The organism is Planomonospora algeriensis (assembly GCF_977012225.1).
Window position 1 is genome coordinate 1 of record NZ_CDRNDK010000025.1, and the last position, 17,193, is coordinate 17,193.

Here is a 17,193-nt window from a genome sequence, read left to right on the forward strand (position 1 = left end):
CGGGTCCGCGCCGGGGACGCCCGCCGGGCGGCCGTCCGGACCCGCGGCGGGCGTCCGGGGGGCGCCGGAGTCGGTGACCCGGATCAGCAGCTCGCGGGCGCCGTACTCCAGCAGGACCGTGACGGAGGAGCCGGGGGCGTGGCGGCGCGCGTTGGTGAGGCACTCCTGCACGATGCGGTACCCGGCCCGCTCCACGCCCGGAGGGAGCGGCCGGACGTCTCCGGCGGTCTCCGCGGTGACGTCGAGGCCGCTCCGCCCGATCAGCTCGCCCAGCCGGTCGAGCCCGGCGGTGGGGGAGCGCGGCGCGTCGTCGCGCAGGACGCCGATCACTGAGCGCATCTCGGTCAGCACGTCCTTGGAAGCCTGTTTGATCGTGGCGAGCGCGGTGCGGGCCTGCTCGGGGTGGTCGTCGATCAGGTGCAGCGCGGTGGACGCCTGGACGTGGATGAGCGAGATGTTGTGCGCGAGCACGTCGTGCAGCTCCTGGGCCATGGTCAGCCGCTCCTCGCTGACCTGCCGCCGGGTCTCCTCCCGCGCCGTCCGCTCCCGCTCCGCCTTGCGCTCCCTCCTGGCCCGCGCGAACTCGCCCGTGGCCAGCAGCACCCCCATGACGGCGGCCATGGCCAGGGAGTGCCACAGGCCTGTGCTGGGGACGGGCGCCAGCCAGGTGGTGTGCACGAGGAAGAACGCGTAGGCCGCCGCCGCCGCAGTCCATGCGGCCCGGCGGTGGCCCAGGACGAGGGCCTGGTGGAGCGCGATGGCCGGGCTGAAGAAGATCGGGCCGTAGGCGTGGCCCCGGGCGACGAAGACGACCATCGTGACGACGGTGACGGTCAGGGTGAGCACCGGATTTCGCCGCCGCCAGAACAGGGCGAGCGGCCCGGCGAGCAGCAGGACGACGCCGAGCGGGTCCGCCGGGAGCCGCTCGGGCTGGTTGCCCTGCGCCCCGTAGTTGGTCGCGACCTGGACGGCTCCCACGATCAGCGGGAGCATCCGGTCGGTCCAGCGGAGTCGGGTGCGCACGCCAGCACCCTACGCCCGCCCGTCTGACCTGCGCGTCCGTCCGGAGGGTCAGGCGCCGCTACATCTGCGGCGGTACATGAGGCTGACAACCCTGTCGAGGTGGGTAAAGCTGTGCGCGGGAGGACATATGATCACTCATCGCTCTGCCGTACCCCTCGCAGTGATCCTGGTGGCGGGCTCCACCGTGCTCACCCGGCCGGCCTCGGCCAGCCCACCGCAGACCCCGCAGCCGGTCGCACCGGCGACCGCGCCGACGACCTCGCCGGCGACCGGGAGACCGGGCGGGGAGCAGGCCGGGAAGGCCCCCGTCGCCGAAGGGTACGGCGGCGCGGTCTCGACCGTCGACCCGGACGCGAGCAGGGCGGCGCTGAGGATCCTGAAGCGCGGGGGCAACGCCGTCGACGCGGCGGTCGCCGCGGCGGCCGTGCTGGGGGTGACCGAGCCCTACTCGGCCGGACTGGCCGGAGGCGGGTTCCTCCTCCACTACGACGCGCGGCGCGGGAAGGTCCACACGATCGACGGCCGCGAGACGGCCCCGAAGGCGATGACGGCGACCTCGCTGGAGGGCGTCCCGTTCGAGGAGGCCGTCACCAGCGGGCTGTCGGCCGGGGTACCCGGCAGTGTGGCCCAGTGGGAGCTGGCGCTGCGCCGGTTCGGCACGCTCTCGCTCCGCCAGGCGCTGCAGCCGGCGGTCGAGGTGGCCGACCGGGGCTTCACCGTCGACCAGACGTTCCACGACCAGACCGCCGCCAACGCGGCCCGGTTCGCTGACTTCACCTCCACCGCGAAGCTCTTCCTGCCCGGCGGCGCGCCGCCGCGGGTCGGCTCCACGTTCCGCAACCCCGAGCTGGCCGAGACCTACCGCACGCTCGGCAGGAAGGGCCCCCGCTGGCTGTACGGCGGGCGGCTCGGCGAGGAGGTCGTGGCGACCGTGAAGCGGCCGCCGGTCACGCCCGGCTCCACCCGGAACGTCCGGCCGGGTCTGATGGAGCTGCCGGACCTGAGGGCCTACCGGGCGCTGGAGCGGCCGCCGACGAAGGTCGTCTACAAGGGCATGGACGTGTACGGCATGGCGCCCCCGTCCTCCGGCGGGTCCACCGTCGGCGAGGCGCTGAACATCCTGGAGGCGCTGCCGGAGGCCGGCCCGCACGAGTACCTGGAGGCGTCCCGGCTGGCCTTCGCCGACCGGGGCAGGTACGTCGGTGACGTCCCCGGCGTGCCACTGGCGGAGCTGCTCTCCGACGGGTTCGCCAAGGAACGCGCCTGTCTGGTCACCGAGCGGGCGATGGCCCACCCGGCCCCGGCGGGGGAGCCCGACGGGACCTACGGGCCGTGCCCGGCGGCCTCGCCGACCGCCCCGGAGACCGGCACCGCCGCCCCGGAGACCGGCACCGCCGCCCCGGAGGGCCCGGAGACCACCCACCTGGTGGTGGCGGACCGGTGGGGGAACGTGGTGGCCTACAACATCACCATCGAGTCCACCGGTGGCAACGGCATCGTCGTCCCGGCCGGGGTTTCCTGCTCAACAACGAGCTGACCGACTTCACCTTCGGTCCGGCCCCCGGCGACCCGAACCTGCCCGGCCCCGGCAAGCGGCCCCGCTCGTCCATGGCCCCGACGATCGTCCTGGCCGACGGGAAGCCGCTGCTGGCCCTGGGCTCGCCCGGCGGGTCCACGATCATCACGACCGTGCTGCAGATCCTCGTCAACCGCTGGGAGCTCGGCATGTCCCTGCCCGAGGCCCTCGCCGCGCCCCGGGCGACCCAGCGCAACACCGCCCAGACCCAGGCGGAGCAGGGGTTCATCGACCGCTACGGCGCCGAGCTGACCGGGCGCGGCCACAGCCTGGTCCTCAACCCGGAGATCGGCGCGGCCACGGCCGTGGAGTTCCTCGGCCGCGGCCGGCTGCAGGCGGTCGCCGAGCCGTCCCGCAGGGGCGGCGGCAGCGCGCTGGTCGTCTCCCCGACCCGCCGGTGACCGTGCCGGTCTGTTCCCGGCCGCCCGGCCGGGGACAGACCGGCGCGCCGCCCGTCCGGGGCCGAGCCGTCCGTCTTCGCCGCCCGCCACCCGTCGGCGGTCAGCGGATGAGCCGGTAGGCGCCGGGTCTCACCTTCCGGGTCCGTGCCCAGTACTCGAAGGTGAAGCCCGGCCAGGTGGTGCGGTTGACGCCGCGGGAGTCGAGGTACCAGCTCCGGCAGCCGCCCTCGTTCCAGACCAGGGCGGAAAGGCGCCGCTGGAGGCGGTCGTTGAAGTCGCGCTGCGCCTCGGGGCGGACGTCCAGGGCCCTGGCCCCGGTACGGGAGAGCAGCCGCAGGCACTCGATCACGTACCGGACCTGGGACTCGATCATGAACACGACCGAGTTGTGGCCCAGGCCGGTGTTCGGCCCGAGGAGGAAGAACAGGTTCGGGAAGCCCGAGACGGTGACGCCGTAGTAGGCCTCGACGCCGTCCTGCCAGGCGTCCTGGATCTTCCGGCCGTCGCGGCCGGTGATCCGCTGGTCGTTCAGCGCGTCCACGACCTTGAAGCCGGTGCCGTAGACGATCACGTCGGCCTCGGTCTCCCGGCCGGAGGCGTCGACGATCGAGCCCTCCCGGATCTCGGTGATCCCGTCGGTCACGACCTCGACGTTCTCCCTGGTGAGCGCGGGATAGTAGTCGTCGGAGAGCAGGATGCGCTTGCAGCCGATCGTGTAGTCCGGGGTCAGCCTGGCCCGCAGTCCCGGGTCGGGGACCTGCCGCTCCAGGTGGCGCAGGGCGAGCGCCTCGTGCACCTTCATCAGGCGCGGGTCGACGGTGAAGCCGAGCGCGCGGGTCTCCAGCGCCCAGTAGACCGCGCTGCGCAGCGCCCGGGCCGCGCCGGGCAGGGCGAGCAGCCGCGTGACCCGCTCCGGGAAGGCGAAGTCGGGCTTGGGCTGGATCCAGGGCGCGGTGCGCTGGTAGACGGTCAGGCGGGCGGCCCGTTCGGCGATCCTGGGGACGAACTGCACCGCGGAGGCCCCGGTGCCGACCACCGCGACCCGCTTGCCGGTCAGATCCACCGAGTGGTCCCAGGCGGCCGAGTGGAAGGCCGGTCCGCGGAAGCGCTCACGGCCCGCGATCTCCGGGAGCGACGGGAGGTGCAGCGCGCCGACGCCCGAGACGACCGCGTTGGTGGTGAACGCCTCACCGTCGGCGGTGCCGACCCGCCAGTGGCGGGCCGCGTCGTCGTACTCCAGGGAGACGACCTCCTTGCCGAACCTCAGGTGCGGGCCGAGGCCGTACTTCTCCGCGCAGGCGCGCATGTAGTCCCAGATCTCCTGCTGCGGGGAGAACATCCGCGACCAGCCGGGGTTGAGCTCGAAGGAGAAGGAGTACATGTGCGAGGGGACGTCGCAGGCGCAGCCGGGGTAGGTGTTGTCCCGCCAGGTGCCGCCGAGTTCGGTGGCCTTCTCCAGGATCACGAAGTCGTGGTATCCGGCCTCCTTCAGCTTGATCGCCATGCACAGTCCGGCGAAGCCCGAGCCGATGATGGTCATCCCGGGGGAGGTTCTCATCCCATCTCCTTATTGGACTCGATGTCCAATGTAACGAGCGGGCCGGTACGCCGTCCATCCCCGGCGCCGTCCGCTTCATGAAACCGACTGGTCGGTATTCCGGAGATCTCCGGGTACGCGAAAAGCGCCGAGGGCGAGGCCGTCGGCGCGAGCGGGCGTGCGTCGGGTCGTACGGCGGGGCGGTCGCCGCCCTGCCGTGTGACCGGGGGTGCGGCTAGAGGATCAGGTAGGCGGCGATGGCGGCGATGACCAGCACCACCACCACGCCCACCGCGATGGGGACGATCGGCGACCGCTGCTGCGGGGCGGCCTCCGGGTCCTTCCGCTGGGCGAACGCTCGGAACTGCTGGGTGTTCCCTGCCGGGTCGATCTGAGGGTCAGACATGGGTCGACTTTAGCGACACATCGCGACTTTTCAACCTGTGTTCCCGCACCCGGCCTGTCCCCGGCGTCTCCGCCCGATACTCCACCGCTTTCCGTCACCACGCCATCGCCACGCCATCGGCACGTCGTCGGCACGTCGTCGGCACGTCGTCGGAACGCAGGCGCCACACCGGACACCACGCCGACACCACGCCGGGTCGCCGACGGACCGTTGCGGGCGTGGCGAGGTCCTGGGGGCGGGACCGCGGGTACGGGCGGATAGCGTGGTGCCATGCTCCGGATCCTGTTCTCTCCGCGCGTGGTGGTGCTCCACCTCCTCGCGGTCGGAGCGCTCGTCGTGTGCGGACTGCTCGGCCGCTGGCAACTCGGGGTCTTCGAGGATTCCGGCAAGCCCCAGTCCACGCGGGACCCCGCCCCGGTGGCGGTGGGCACGCTGACCGAGGCCGGCCGCCACCTGGCGGCGACGTGATCGGCCGCCAGGTGATGGCGGAGGGGACCTTCGACGCCTCCCGGCAGCTCTTGGTGGCGCAGCGGGACGAGGGCCTGTGGGTCCTGACCCCGCTCGACCTGGGCGACGGCACGGTGATCCCCGTCGTGCGCGGCCGGGTGCCCGCGGCAGGGGACCCGGCGACGGCCGTGCCGCAGGGGAAGGTGACCGTGACCGGGCGGCTGCAGGCGTCGGAGCCGACCGACAGCGTGCAGCGCAGGACCCGGCAGCTGCCGCAGGGGCAGGTGCTGACGGTGTCGTCGGCGGAGCTGGTCAACCTGTGGCGGGGTGTGAGACTGCGCGACGGCTTCGTGATCGCCACCGCCCAGTCACCGGCCCCGCCCGTCGCCGCCGAGCCGGTCCACGCCCCCGCGCCGACACAGGAGGGCGTGCTCACCTGGCGCAATCTCGCCTACGCCGCCCAGTGGTGGATCTTCGGCCTGTTCGCCGTCTTCATGTGGTGGCATTTCGTGCGTGACGCCCTCCGGGGCGGGAGGGGAGCCCCGGAACCCGGAAACGGTCCGGACCCCGGTACGGATCCCGGTGCGGAGCCGGATCCCGCACCGGATCCCGCACCGGAATCCGCCTCCGGTGCGGGCTCAGGGGCCGGGCCGGAGTCCCGGCCGGCCGCCGTCTGACCCCGCGCGCACCCCCGCCCGACCCCGCATATCGTTGAACGTCTCCGCTCCCCGACCCGAGGTAGATGACCGTGGAATCCGCCCTCAAGCCCTTCCGAGTCCTGGCGTACGTCGTCGGCGTGATGCTGCTCGTCCTGACCGGGTGCATCGTGCTCAGATACGGCTTCGGCATCGAGGGGCCGTCGAAGGTCGTCTCCCCGATCCACGGCTTCCTCTACATGCTGTACCTGGTGGCCGCGATGAACCTGGGCATGAAGGCCCGCTGGTCGTGGCAGTACATCCTGGGCGTGATGCTCGCGGGCACCGTGCCGCTGCTCTCGTTCGTCTTCGAGCGCAAGGTCACCCGGCGCGTGGAGGCCGAGACCGCCGCGGCGGCCGCCTGACTCCGCGCGGAGGGCCCGTCCGCGACGCCGTGGGACGGGGTGCCGGAGCGCTGTGACGCGGAGGTCCGCCGGAGCGGGCCTCCGCGCCGGATCAGCGGCCGATGCCCCGCCTGCGGGCGCGCTTGAGCCGCTCCCGCTGGGAGGGGTCGAGCATCAGATAGCCGACGGCCGGGGCGGCGACGACGCCGAGGACGACCAGCAGGGTCAGCCAACCCGGCAGGAAGATCCACGAGAGCAGCACGGCTGCTCCGGCGCCGATCGCGTACTTCTGGATGGGCGACATCCTCAACATCCTCCGAACGCGGAGCGTGCGCCCCGCCTGGTGACATTCTGCGTCGCCCGGTCAACGTGTGGGCCACCCGCCCGGGTTCCGCCTGAGATATATCGTGTTCTGCCCGAGGGCCCCGCGGTCCGGCGGGTCAGCCTCGGGCTCTGAGTGCCTCGGCGACCCAGCGGGCCACCTTCGCGCCGTTCTCCGCGACCCTGCCGTCGGCGTCCTCCTTGACGCTGCCCCGCTCGTACTCGACCTCGGCGACGAGGTTGCTGACACGGAAGACCACGGTCACCTTGTAGGAGCCGCCGTAGAGCTTGCTCGGCCCGTATCCGCCGGTGATGAAGGCCTCCTCCCCGAGACCCTTCAGGTCCTGGGGCGGGAGGGGGGCGGGCGTGGCGCGCTCGCTCTGGTCGCGGGTGTCCTGCTTCCTTCCCGCGAGGTACTCCTGCGCCCGCCGCACCTCCGACCCGTCCTGCTTCTGGGCGACCAGGCGCACCCGCAGGTCGAACTTCTCCGAGCCGGGTTTGCGCCAGTCGGCGCTGTTGAGCCAGTTGCACTCGGCGGGCTCGACCTCCGAGCTCCTGAAGCCGGGGACGACCTCCCCCGCCTGCGCGTCGGTGAGCAGGCCGCAGGCCCTCGGAGCGGCGGCGAAGCGGCCCCTGGCGCCGGGGTCCGTGCTCTCGTTCTCGCCGGAACCGCTCAGCACCGGGACGAGCAGGATCCCGATGGTGACCGCCATGCCCGCCATCAGCACGCCGGTCAGCGCCACGATCGAGCGTGGGACGAGGACACCGCCCGGCCGGCCTGCGGGACGCGCGGCAGGAGGTACGGCGGAGGCGGAACCGGGACCCCCGCTGGAGGAGACGTCCCGGGGGGCGGGAGACGTGTCGCCCGATGGGCCGGGAGGCGCCGGGTCCGCAGAGGCGGGTACGGCGGAGACCGCCGGGGCGGCGGCGACCTCCGGTGCCGGTGCCGGTGCGGGTGCGGGTGGCGGCGTGGGGGTCGGTGCGGGGGCCGTCGAGGCGGAGGCGTGAGCCGGGACACCGGCTGCCGGGGGCTGAATCCGGAAGGGCACCGTCAGTTCGGGGGAGCCGGGCTGCGCGGATCCGGCCGCTCCGGGCGGGAACGGCGATGCCTGCGCCGGTTCCTGGGGCGGGAACGCGGGGGCCTGCGCCGGTTCCTGGGATGAGAACGGCGATGCCTGCGCCGGTTCCTGGGATGGGAACGCGGGGGCCTGCCCGGGTCCCCGAGGCGGGAACCCGGACGGAGCCTGCGGCGGGGCACCGGCCCAGGGCGGCTGCGGGACCGGAGTCGCCGGACCGGGGACCGCGCGGCCCGGTTCGGAGTCCGATGACGAGAAGGGGAAGGCGCCGCCCAGGTCGGAGGTAGGAGGCGAGGCGAAGGCGCCGCCGGAGGCGGGCGGCGAGACGGCGGCGTCACCGGAGTCGGAGGCCGGTGACGGGGCGTGGAGGGTGGGAGGCGCGGGAAGCGCGGGGAACGGTGCGGGGCGTCCCTGGGATACCTCCAGCAGGCCGTCGCGGAGCGGGCCCGGACCGGGGCGGAGGGCCGGGTCGCCCGCGAGGAGGCCGACCAGGATCGGGCCGAGCGGACCCGCGTTCTGCAGCGAGGCGCCGGGAGCAGGGGGCCTGCCCTCGACGGCGGTGAAGAGGGTCGCGCCCAGGGACCACAGGTCCGCGACCGGGCCGGTGACGCCCTCGGGAGCGGTGAAGACCGGCGAGCGGAGGGACGGCCCGGCCAGGACCACCTGATCCTGCGGTCCCATCAGGACCGAGCCCGGCCGTACGTCGCCGTGGGCCATCCCGTGCCGGTGCACGCTCATGAGCTGGTCCAGCACGGACAGGCCGATCCGGGCGGCCTGAGCCGGCGTCATCGGGCCGTGGCGTCCGATGACGAGCTCCAGGGAGGTCTGCGCGGGGATCCCGAGGCCGAGAGGGTCGGCGTCCGAGACGCCGGACCCCGATCCGGCGCCGGCGTGCCGGCCGTACGGCCTGGGGGAGTCTGCCTGATTCATCCGGCTGCCGCCCTCTGCTTTCTCAACGCGTCCGCGACCCAGGTAGCTGCGGTGTGGGCCCCGCTCTGGATCGCGGGACCGTCCTTGCTGCCGTCCACCACGGTGTACTCGACCTCGACGACCAGGTTGTCCACGCGGAACGTCACGTGGCTCCGCTCCAGCCTGCCGGTCAGGCGGTTCTCGTACACATCGTGGCCGAACGCCTCCTCCCCGACGGGTTTCACCGGCAGCGGACCGGTGCTCCTGGCGGAGCGGATCCCGGCGGAGATGCTCGATCGGCTCCAGACGAGCCTGCCGTCGGGGATGGTGCCGTTGCGCCGGTTGACGAAGAGCTCGTGTGCCTGCCGCGGGCTCCTGCCCCACTGCGCGACCGGGCCGGCCGGGGCGACCGTCAGCGCCGTCCCGGGGCTCGTCCACTCGCAGCCGCCCCCGCTGGTCGGCTTCCCTCCGCCCGCCAGGGCCGGGAGCAACTGCCTGACCCGGTCCACGGGAATCAGCCCGCACACGTCCACCGGGGCGGTGAAAGCACCGGGCTGCTCGCTGAGCCCCGCGGCGGGGGCCGGGGCCGTGGCGGAGGAGACGAGGCCGGTCACGCCCATGGCGAGGCCGCCGAGCACCGCCAGCGCGGCGATCTCGGCCGCCGCCCAGGCCAGGGGGCCACCCGGGCGCGGGGAGCGGGCTCGAACGCCGCTCTCACGCGGGAACCGGGCGGGGACCGCTCCGGAGGACGGCTCCGAGGGGATCCCGGGGAGCCCGCCGGTCGCATCCCGATGAGGGCCGGCCCCACCGGGCCGGGAGTCATCGGCGTCGACGGGGGCCGGCGAGGGGAGCGCGTGCCCGGGTGGGACCGGTCCGGGGCCGTCGGCCCGGTCAGGGACCAGCCCGGGGAGCCCGTGGCCGGAGGCGGCCGGTGCGGGGAGGATCGGCCCGGACGTGACGGATCCGGGGAACGCGGCGGCGGAGGTGTCCGCTCCCGGGAAAGAGGTCCCGGGAGCGATCGGTCCCGGGAGGGAGGTCTCGGGAGCAGCCGGTCCCGGGAGGGAGGTCTCGGGAGCAGCCGGTCCCGGGAGGGAGGTCTCGGAGGAGGCCGGGGCGGGGAGGGCCCCGGGACGGGCCGACGCGGCAGGGGCGGGCGCCGGGGGAAGTGCGGCGGTGGAGCGGCCCTGGGCGACGTCTTCCAGCATCCGGGCGACGGCCTCGGCGGACGGCCGGGCGATGGGGGACGGGGCCAGCATGAGCATCAGCAGCGGGCCCAGCGCGCCCGCGCGCTCCGGCCGCCGGGGCGGTTCGGCGAGCGTCCGCCTGATCGTGTCGGCGGGGGTGTCCGCGGGGTGCGGGGGCGTGCCCTCGACGGCGAAGTAGAGGGTGGCGCCGAGTGACCACAGGTCGGAGCGCGCGTCGCCGAGCGCGCCGCGCAACCGCTCCGGAGCGGTGTAACCGGGGGCGCCGATCGGGCGGCCGGTGCTCGGGGCCTCGCCCCCGCCCTCGGTGAGGACGATGCCGAAATCGGTGAGGAGGGCCCGGCCGTCCTCGGCGAGGAAGACGTTGCCCGGTGCGATCCCCCGATGCAGCACCCCGGCGGCGTGCACCTCGGACAGCGCGCCGAGGACGCCCGCGCCGACCCGGGCGGCCTGACGGGGAGGGAGCGGCCGCCGCTCCCGGACGGTCTCCTTCAGGGACGCCCCGTGCAGCAGCTCCATGACGATCCACGGGCGGTCGTCGTCGACGACCACGTCGTGCACGACGACGATGGAGGGATGCTTGATCCGGACGGCCAGGTTGGTCTCGCGCAGGGCGGCGGCGTGGAACGTCTGCCGCACGACGGGCCCGAGGCCGGACGGGATCCGTACCTCCCTGACCGCCACATCGCGGTGGTGAACCTCGTCGGTGGCGAGCCACACGATGCCGTCACCGCCCTCGGAGAGGGGGCGGAGGAGGCGGTAACGGCCCGCCAGCACTCGTGCGTCGATCCTGTTCACCCCGTTCACCGGCTGTCTCGCTCAGAAGGTCCACTGGCCCGTATCGGACAGCTTGTCGCGCTCAAAAGATAGCCATTCAACGGGATGGGGACCAACGAGCGAAGGTCCTCCTTTCCATCACGATCGTGATCACACGCCGCGGTTCTGTATCCATCGCCGCAATCCACACGGAGTGCACCCCGGTGTACGCGGAATCTTCACAATTCACCCCAAGTCATCTGCACGAGGCGCCTCTACTCTCCTCGTATGGCATTTCCCCAGCAACGACGTGTCCTCGTGGTGGAGGACGACGAGACGATCGCGCGGGCCGTACGGCACCGTCTCGCGGCGGAGGGCTTCGACGTGCGGGTCGCCGGGGACGGGGAGGGCGCGCTGGCGGCCTACGCGAAGGCCGAGCCCGACGTGGTGGTCCTCGACCGGCTGCTCCCCGGCCTCGACGGCCTGGAGGTCTGCCGCCGGATGCAGGCCGCCCGGCCGGTGCCGGTGCTCATGCTCACCGCGCTGGGGGAGGAGACCGACCTGCTGGTGGGGCTCGGGGTCGGGGCCGACGACTACATGACCAAGCCCTTCAGCATGCGCGAGCTGGTCGCGCGGGTGCACGCGCTGCTGCGGCGGGTGGAGCGAGCCTCGCAGCTGGCGGTGGACGACTCGGTCGTACGCGTCGGCGACGTCGAGATCGACACCGCCGAGCGCCGGGTCTACGTGGCGGGCACGGAGGTACGGCTGACCCGGACCGAGTTCGACCTGCTCTGCCGGCTGGCGGAGCGCCCGGGGCAGGTGTTCGAGCGGGAGCGGCTGCTCGCCGACATCTGGGGCTTCTCCGAGGCCGCGGCCACCCGGACGGTGGACAGCCACGTGCGGGCCCTGCGCCGCAAGCTCGGCCCCGGAGCCGTCCGGACCGTCCACGGGGTCGGCTACGCCCTCGTCAAGCCCTGACCTTCCCCGGAGCCGCACCCGCGTCGAGTCCTGACCGTCTCCGGGGCCGCGCCCTCGCCGAGTCCTGATCTTCCCCGGGGCCGCGCTCGCGTGAAGCCTGGGCCTTCCGTGAGCCGGCGGTCCCGGTGGCGAACCGATTCCCCCTTCCACCACTCGAACACTCCGGAATGCGATTCATCATGAGATCCGATGAAGGGACCACCCGGCCCGCCCGGCGGGGAACCGGTCCCTCTCCCTCCTCCCCGCCCGGCCCTTCCCGAAGCGACGCGGCCCGAAGCGACGCGGTCCGCAGCGACGCGGCCGGCCGGTCCGACGTCCCGGCGGAGGAGCGGGGGAGGCGCTGGCCGCGGCCTCTCGACTTCCTCGGCCGGATCAAGGCGAAGCTCGGCGTGGTGATCCTGCTGGCCGTGGTGGCGGCGTTCGTCGTCAACGAGGTCGGTATCAACGCCGGTTACTCACGGGACGTCCGGATCGCGGTGGCGGTGCTGTTCGCGCTCCTCATGGTGCAGTTGCTGGCCCGGGGGATGATCCGGCCGCTGCGGGAGATGGCCGCCGCCGCGCAGACCATCGCCAAGGGCCGGTACGGCCTGCGGGTCACGGCCACCTCCCGCGACGAGGTCGGCGAGCTGGCCCGGGCCTTCAACGCGATGGCGGCGGACCTGGGCGAGGTCGACCGGCAGCGGCGGGAACTGGTCGCCAACGTCAGCCACGAGCTCCGCACCCCGATCACCGCCCTGCGCGCGGTGCTGGAGAACGTGGTGGACGGGGTCTCGGAGCCCGACCCGGTGACGCTCGGTACGGCGCTCGCCCAGACGGAGCGGCTGGGGCGGCTGGTCGCCCAGCTGCTGGACCTGTCCCGGCTGGAGTCCGGAGCGAGGCTGATCGAGCGGGACGAGGTCGGGCTCGGCCCGCTCTGCGAGCAGGCGCTGCGTGAGGCCGTACTGGCGCGGGACGGGGTGGCGGCCCGGTGCGAGGTGCCCGCCGGGCTGAGCGTCCGGGCCGACGCCGACCTGCTGGCGCAGGTGCTGGCGAACCTGCTCGACAACGCGGTACGGCACAGCCCCGAGGGCGGTGTCGTGGTCCTGTCCGCCCGGCCCGAGGGCACCGGCGTGCGGCTGCTGGTGACCGACCAGGGGCCGGGAATCCGCGAGGAGGATCGGGCCCGGGTGTTCGAGCGGTTCTCCCGGCTGGACGCGGGGCGGGCGGCGGACCAGGGCGGAGCCGGGCTGGGCCTGGCCATCACGAAGGAGATCGTCGAACTCCACGGCGGTTCCATCCGTGTCGAAGACGGCGTCGGCTGCCGGATAGCGGTCGACCTTCCAGGAAGGATCCCGATGAGCACCCCTCCCGCCTCCGGCGGCATCTCCGCGGAGGAACCCCCCTCAGACGGACCCGGCGTCCCGGAGACCCCCGACCGCCTCCCGGGTGCCCCCGGCACACCGCCGGGTCCGGACGGTCCTCCCGAGGGCCGCTCCGCCGAGGCCCGCACCGGAGCCCCCGTCTCCTCCGCCGAGACGCGCACCGGCGCCCCTGTCGCGGGGACGTCCGAGCCTGCGGGGACATCCGCGCCCGCCGGGGCGCGCGTCTCCGCGGGGGTGGTCCGGACGCCGCTCCATCCTCCGGCCCACCCCGGGATCACGACCTCCCGGCCCCTGCAGGGGGGCCTCGGACCTGCCCCCGTCACAGTCCGGAACTGGCCGGGAGCGATCGGCGGGGTCCTGCTCGGCGGTTTCCTCGGCGTTCTCGCGGGCCTGCTCCTCGGTCTCGGCCTCGGAGCCGTCTCGCCCTTCCTGGGCATCCTGGCGGGAGTCGGCGCCCCGCTGGTCGCGGCGTTCGTCGGCACGGTGATCGGTGCCACCACGCCGTCGGACGGATTGTGGTCGGGCTATCAGCCGGTCACCGCTCCGTCTTCCGCCACTCCGTCCTCCGGTGGTCCGTCTTCCGCCACTCCGTCTTCCGGCGGTCCGTCCTCTGGCGGTCCGGGGCGGGTGCCGCAGAGGCCGACGGAGAGGGCGGGAGCAGGCCCTTCCCGCGGGGTGGAGGGACCGGTCCAGGGGGCGGCAGTCCGGCAGCCGGCCGCTCCCGCGGGGAGGGCGGCCGGGGGACCGCCCGGCGGGTACGTGGCTCCGCCGGTGTTCCCGCGCCCCGAGGTGCCGGACGCGCCGCGGTGGCTGCTCCCCGTCTGCGCGGCCGTGGGGCTGCTCGCCGCGGTCGCCCTGCCGTACAGCTCGGTGGGAGTGGGGCTCGTGCTGGTGGCGGTGGCGATGGGGACGGCGGTGCTGCCGGTCGTCAGGAAGCGGATCACCCCCTGGTCGGCGGCGATGGGACTGGTCGCCTACGGGCTGATCTCGGTGGCGCTCTTCCGGGACGCCGACTGGCTCGTCGGGCTGCTCCTGCTCGCCGGGTTCGGCATGGCCGCGCTCGCTCTGTCGGGGGCCGGGCGGGGCTGGCTCGGCGTGGCCAGGGGCGGGGCCTCGGTGCTGCTGGGGCTGCTGCCGGTGCCGTGGTTCCTGGCCGCGCAGCTGAAGGGGTCGGCGAAGGGGATGGCGACCCGCAGGGTGCTGCCCACGCTGGTCGGGTTCGGCCTGACCGCGGTGCTGCTCGGGATCTTCGGCGCGCTGTTCGCCTCGGCGGACGCGGTCTTCGACCGCGCGGTGCGGCGGCTGCTGTTCTCCCAGGACTGGGTGGAGACGCTGCCGCTGCGGGTCCTGGTCTTCGCGGTCTTCGCGGTCGTGGTCGCCGCGGCCGTGCTGGTGGGCCTGCGGCCGGTCGCCGAGCCGCAGGCGCCGAACCCGCGCCTGCGCGTCGGCCGCGGCCTGTGGGTGACCCCGCTGGCGGCGCTCAACCTGCTGTTCGGCGCGTTCGTGGCGATGCAGCTGACGGCGCTGTTCGGCGACGCGGGCTGGGTGATGGCCACCACCGACCTCACCTACGCCGAGTACGCCCGCTCCGGGTTCTTCCAGCTGGTCGCGGTCAGCGTCCTCGTGCTGGCGATCGTGGCGGTCGCGTCGGCGGTGGTCGAGACGGAGGGGCGCGAGCGCTGGCTGATGGCCGGGCTGCTCGGCCTGCTGTGCGCGCTGACCATGGTGATCCTGGCCTCCGCGATGTACCGGCTGGGCCTGTACGTCGACGCCTACGGCCTCACCCGGCTCCGTGCCTCCGTGCAGGCGGCCATCTGGTGGCTCGGCGGCGTCTTCCTGCTGGTCCTCGTCGCGGGCGCGCTGAGGCTGCTGCGGCGCGGCCCGGCCGGGTGGCTGCCCCGGACGATGGTCCTGATGACGGGCGTGGGCCTGCTGGCCTTCGCGGTGTGGAATCCGGACCTGCGGATCGCGGAGACCCAGCTCGCCGTCCGGGGCGTGGAGCGGCTCGACCAGCGCTACCTGGGCGGCCTGGGGGCGGAGGCCGTACCCGCGCTGGACCGGCTGCCGGAGCCGCTGCGCAGCTGTGTGCTGAGGGACGTGACCCGGGCCAACCGGCTCGACCGGCCGGACCCGTGGAACGGCTGGAACCTGGCGCGGGACCGGGCCAGGGAGGTGCTCGCCGCGCGGCCCGTCCCGCCGGGAGTGGTCCTGTGCCTGGACGGCTACTCGTCGTCCCGCCTGATCCCCGACCAGGACTGACAGGACCGGGCCGGGGCCGGCCGGGACCGGCCAGGACTTACCGGACTGACCGGACCGGCCGGGACCGACGGGAGCGGCGGGCCCGGCCGTGGCCCCACCCCCGGGAGAGGGCCACGGCCGGGTGCGCGGGTCAGGGCACCCAGTGGTTGCCGGTCACGGTGATCATGACCTGGAGCTGGATGCTGGCGGCGTAGTAGCTGTCGGTGGAGATCGGGGTGGTGAGCATCCGGTTCCACAGGGCGTCCAGCCAGGCCTGGCTGCCGGGGTCGGTCATCGCCGCCACCGCGAACGGGGCGAAGAAGGCGGGGGAGGCGTGGTCGGCCAGCGCGCCGCCGTCGAGCCGGTAGCCCGCGACGATCCTGCCCGGGTCGCCGCCCGTCTTGGCCTTGATCCAGGCGTTCAGCTTCCGCGCCGCGGCCAGGGACCTGGCGTCCCCGCTGGTCACCGCGTCGTCGGCGATCCGCCACGGGACCCGGCAGGCGTTCCACCAGAAGGCGCCGTCGTTGGCGCTCTCCAGCACCTCGCCGGGCGCGGGCCGGGCGTTGCCGTCGGTGTCGACCACGAAGTCGGGCAGCAGGCCGGTGGCCGGGGCGTACTTCGACTGCATGGCGGCGATGAGGTTCTGATGGTTGGCCCGGACGGTGTCCCAGGTCGCGTCCCCGGTCGCCTTCCGGAAGGCCCGGAAGTGGTCGATCATCCAGTCGGAGGGCCGGCTGATCCAGTAGTGCTCACCGCCGGAGCTGCTCCAGTCGCCCAGCTTCAGCAGCTTGGTGGTCGGGTTGAGCTCACCGGCCTTGATCGCGTTGATGTGCTTGACCGCGAGCCGCTTGTAGTCGTAGGCGCCGGAGCTCCCCCACTGCCGGTCGGCCAGGAGCAGGCCGTAGGCGACGTCCAGGTCGCCGTCGGTGGCGGAGTCGCCGCCGTTGACGCTCTTGCAGGAGGTGTCCTGCTCGGCGGCGAGCAGCCCGGGGGTGATCGAGGACGGGTGGGCGAGGACGTACTTCAGCAGGCCGTCGAAGATCTTCTTCGCGTCGGGGTCGGCCCCCGCCATGGTCGCGGCGATGACCATGCCGTAGCCCTGCGCCTCGGCGACGTAGGGGTGGTCGGCGTCGGGGGAGATGATCTGGTACCAGCCGTTGCCGCAGTTCTGCCGGACGAACGCGGCCTTCCACTTGCGGTAGTAGTCGACGACCTTCTGGTCGAGGGCGGCCTGGCCGCCGCCGGGACGGAGCATCCCGGAGGCGTAGGGGATCGTGTGCCCGCCGAACGGGACGCGCGGCCCGGCGGCCGTGGGCACCGGGGTCGGGGACGGGGTCGGGGTGGAGCCGCCGGTGGAGCCGTAGACCTCCATCTCGTACAGCGAGTAGCCGTACGGGGTGCCCCGGCCGGTGCCGTACATCCGGACGTAGCGGCCGGTGCCGGAGACGGCGAGGTCGTCCACGGCGCCGTCGCCCGAGGAGGTGGAGTAGACGTCGGTCCAGGACGAGCCGTCGGGCGAGACCTGGATCCGGTAGGCCCTGGCGTAGGCCGCCTCCCAGGTCAGCTTGACCCGGGAGACGGCGGCGGAGCGGCCGAGGTCGACGCGGAGCCACTGGGGGTCGACGCCCTCGGCGGAGGCCCAGCGGGTGGAGGCGTCGCCGTCGAAGGCCTTGACGGGCAGGAGCGCGGCGTCCTCATCGGAGGAGGAGGCGGCCGGGCGGCCCCAGGAGAGGAGGGAGTCGGCGGCGTGGCCCGGGGGCGCGGCCAGCACGAGCGCCGGCGCGATCAGTCCCAGTGCCAGGGCGAGGAGGGTCGAGGGGTGGCGGAGACGCCGCGGGCGCGGTCTCGCGTACATGGGAGCCCTCTCTGTCGTCGGCTAGCCTTGTCCGGCTAGTTAGGAAAGGTTCCTAATTAAGGGAAGAT

14 protein-coding genes are annotated in these 17,193 nt (G+C 73.9%); 7 read left to right on the top strand and 7 right to left on the bottom strand.

The features are described 5' to 3' along the window. Positions 1-1,023, bottom strand: a 1,023-nt coding sequence (locus ACWJ6R_RS04960) for a sensor histidine kinase (RefSeq protein WP_449061050.1), incomplete at its 3' end; no start/stop codon positions are given. A gap of 127 nt (positions 1,024-1,150) precedes the next feature. On the opposite strand from ACWJ6R_RS04960, the gene ACWJ6R_RS04965 reads away from it, so the two are divergent. Continuing rightward, positions 1,151-2,560, top strand: coding sequence for a gamma-glutamyltransferase family protein (locus ACWJ6R_RS04965; protein WP_449061051.1), 1,410 nt, complete (start codon positions 1,151-1,153; stop codon positions 2,558-2,560). After that, complete coding sequence (locus ACWJ6R_RS04970; protein ID WP_449061052.1) at positions 2,464-3,000, top strand: gamma-glutamyltransferase; 537 nt, start codon at positions 2,464-2,466, stop codon at positions 2,998-3,000. The genes ACWJ6R_RS04965 and ACWJ6R_RS04970 overlap by 97 nt, the downstream gene beginning before the upstream one ends. 100 nt (positions 3,001-3,100) lie before the next feature. On the opposite strand, the gene ACWJ6R_RS04975 is transcribed toward ACWJ6R_RS04970, so the two are convergent. Further along, complete coding sequence (locus ACWJ6R_RS04975; RefSeq protein WP_449061053.1) at positions 3,101-4,558, bottom strand: flavin-containing monooxygenase; 1,458 nt, start codon at positions 4,556-4,558, stop codon at positions 3,101-3,103. Positions 4,559-4,772: 214 nt separating this feature from the next. Beyond that, a complete protein-coding gene (locus ACWJ6R_RS04980; protein ID WP_449061054.1) occupies positions 4,773-4,943 on the bottom strand; it encodes a hypothetical protein in 171 nt (56 codons plus the stop codon). A 270-nt stretch (positions 4,944-5,213) separates the two neighbouring features. Between ACWJ6R_RS04980 and ACWJ6R_RS04985 the strand changes: the two genes are divergently transcribed. The 3 genes from ACWJ6R_RS04985 (at position 5,214) to ACWJ6R_RS04995 (ending at position 6,450) form a co-directional block, all read left to right on the top strand. Continuing rightward, complete coding sequence (locus tag ACWJ6R_RS04985) at positions 5,214-5,411, top strand: hypothetical protein (RefSeq protein WP_449061055.1); 198 nt, start codon at positions 5,214-5,216, stop codon at positions 5,409-5,411. Continuing rightward, positions 5,408-6,067, top strand: coding sequence for an SURF1 family protein (locus ACWJ6R_RS04990; protein WP_449061056.1), 660 nt, complete (start codon positions 5,408-5,410; stop codon positions 6,065-6,067). Before ACWJ6R_RS04985 ends, ACWJ6R_RS04990 begins: the two co-directional genes overlap by 4 nt. 65 nt (positions 6,068-6,132) lie before the next feature. Further along, positions 6,133-6,450, top strand: a complete 318-nt coding sequence (locus ACWJ6R_RS04995; protein ID WP_449061057.1) for a DUF3817 domain-containing protein — start codon at positions 6,133-6,135, stop codon at positions 6,448-6,450. A 91-nt stretch (positions 6,451-6,541) separates the two neighbouring features. On the opposite strand, the gene ACWJ6R_RS05000 is transcribed toward ACWJ6R_RS04995, so the two are convergent. The 3 genes from ACWJ6R_RS05000 to ACWJ6R_RS05010 form a co-directional block, all read right to left on the bottom strand. Then, positions 6,542-6,733, bottom strand: coding sequence for a hypothetical protein (locus tag ACWJ6R_RS05000; RefSeq protein ID WP_449061058.1), 192 nt, complete (start codon positions 6,731-6,733; stop codon positions 6,542-6,544). A 136-nt stretch (positions 6,734-6,869) separates the two neighbouring features. Beyond that, the gene (locus ACWJ6R_RS05005) at positions 6,870-8,756 is read right to left on the bottom strand and encodes a hypothetical protein (RefSeq protein ID WP_449061059.1); all 1,887 of its coding nucleotides are present in this window, start codon (positions 8,754-8,756) and stop codon (positions 6,870-6,872) included. After that, complete coding sequence (locus ACWJ6R_RS05010; RefSeq protein WP_449061060.1) at positions 8,753-10,735, bottom strand: protein kinase domain-containing protein; 1,983 nt, start codon at positions 10,733-10,735, stop codon at positions 8,753-8,755. The genes ACWJ6R_RS05005 and ACWJ6R_RS05010 overlap by 4 nt, the downstream gene beginning before the upstream one ends. Before the next feature lie 246 nt (positions 10,736-10,981). On the opposite strand from ACWJ6R_RS05010, the gene ACWJ6R_RS05015 reads away from it, so the two are divergent. Both ACWJ6R_RS05015 and ACWJ6R_RS05020 read left to right on the top strand, forming a co-directional pair. Further along, entirely contained in the window at positions 10,982-11,671 is a 690-nt protein-coding gene (locus ACWJ6R_RS05015) for a response regulator transcription factor (RefSeq protein ID WP_449061061.1), read from the top strand. Between the two features lie 179 nt (positions 11,672-11,850). Beyond that, complete coding sequence (locus ACWJ6R_RS05020; RefSeq protein ID WP_449061062.1) at positions 11,851-15,291, top strand: DUF4153 domain-containing protein; 3,441 nt, start codon at positions 11,851-11,853, stop codon at positions 15,289-15,291. Positions 15,292-15,421: 130 nt separating this feature from the next. Here the strand turns inward: ACWJ6R_RS05020 and ACWJ6R_RS05025 are convergent, their stop codons facing one another. Then, entirely contained in the window at positions 15,422-17,125 is a 1,704-nt protein-coding gene (locus tag ACWJ6R_RS05025) for a glycosyl hydrolase family 8 (RefSeq protein ID WP_449061063.1), read from the bottom strand. Positions 17,126-17,193 lie beyond the last annotated feature (68 nt).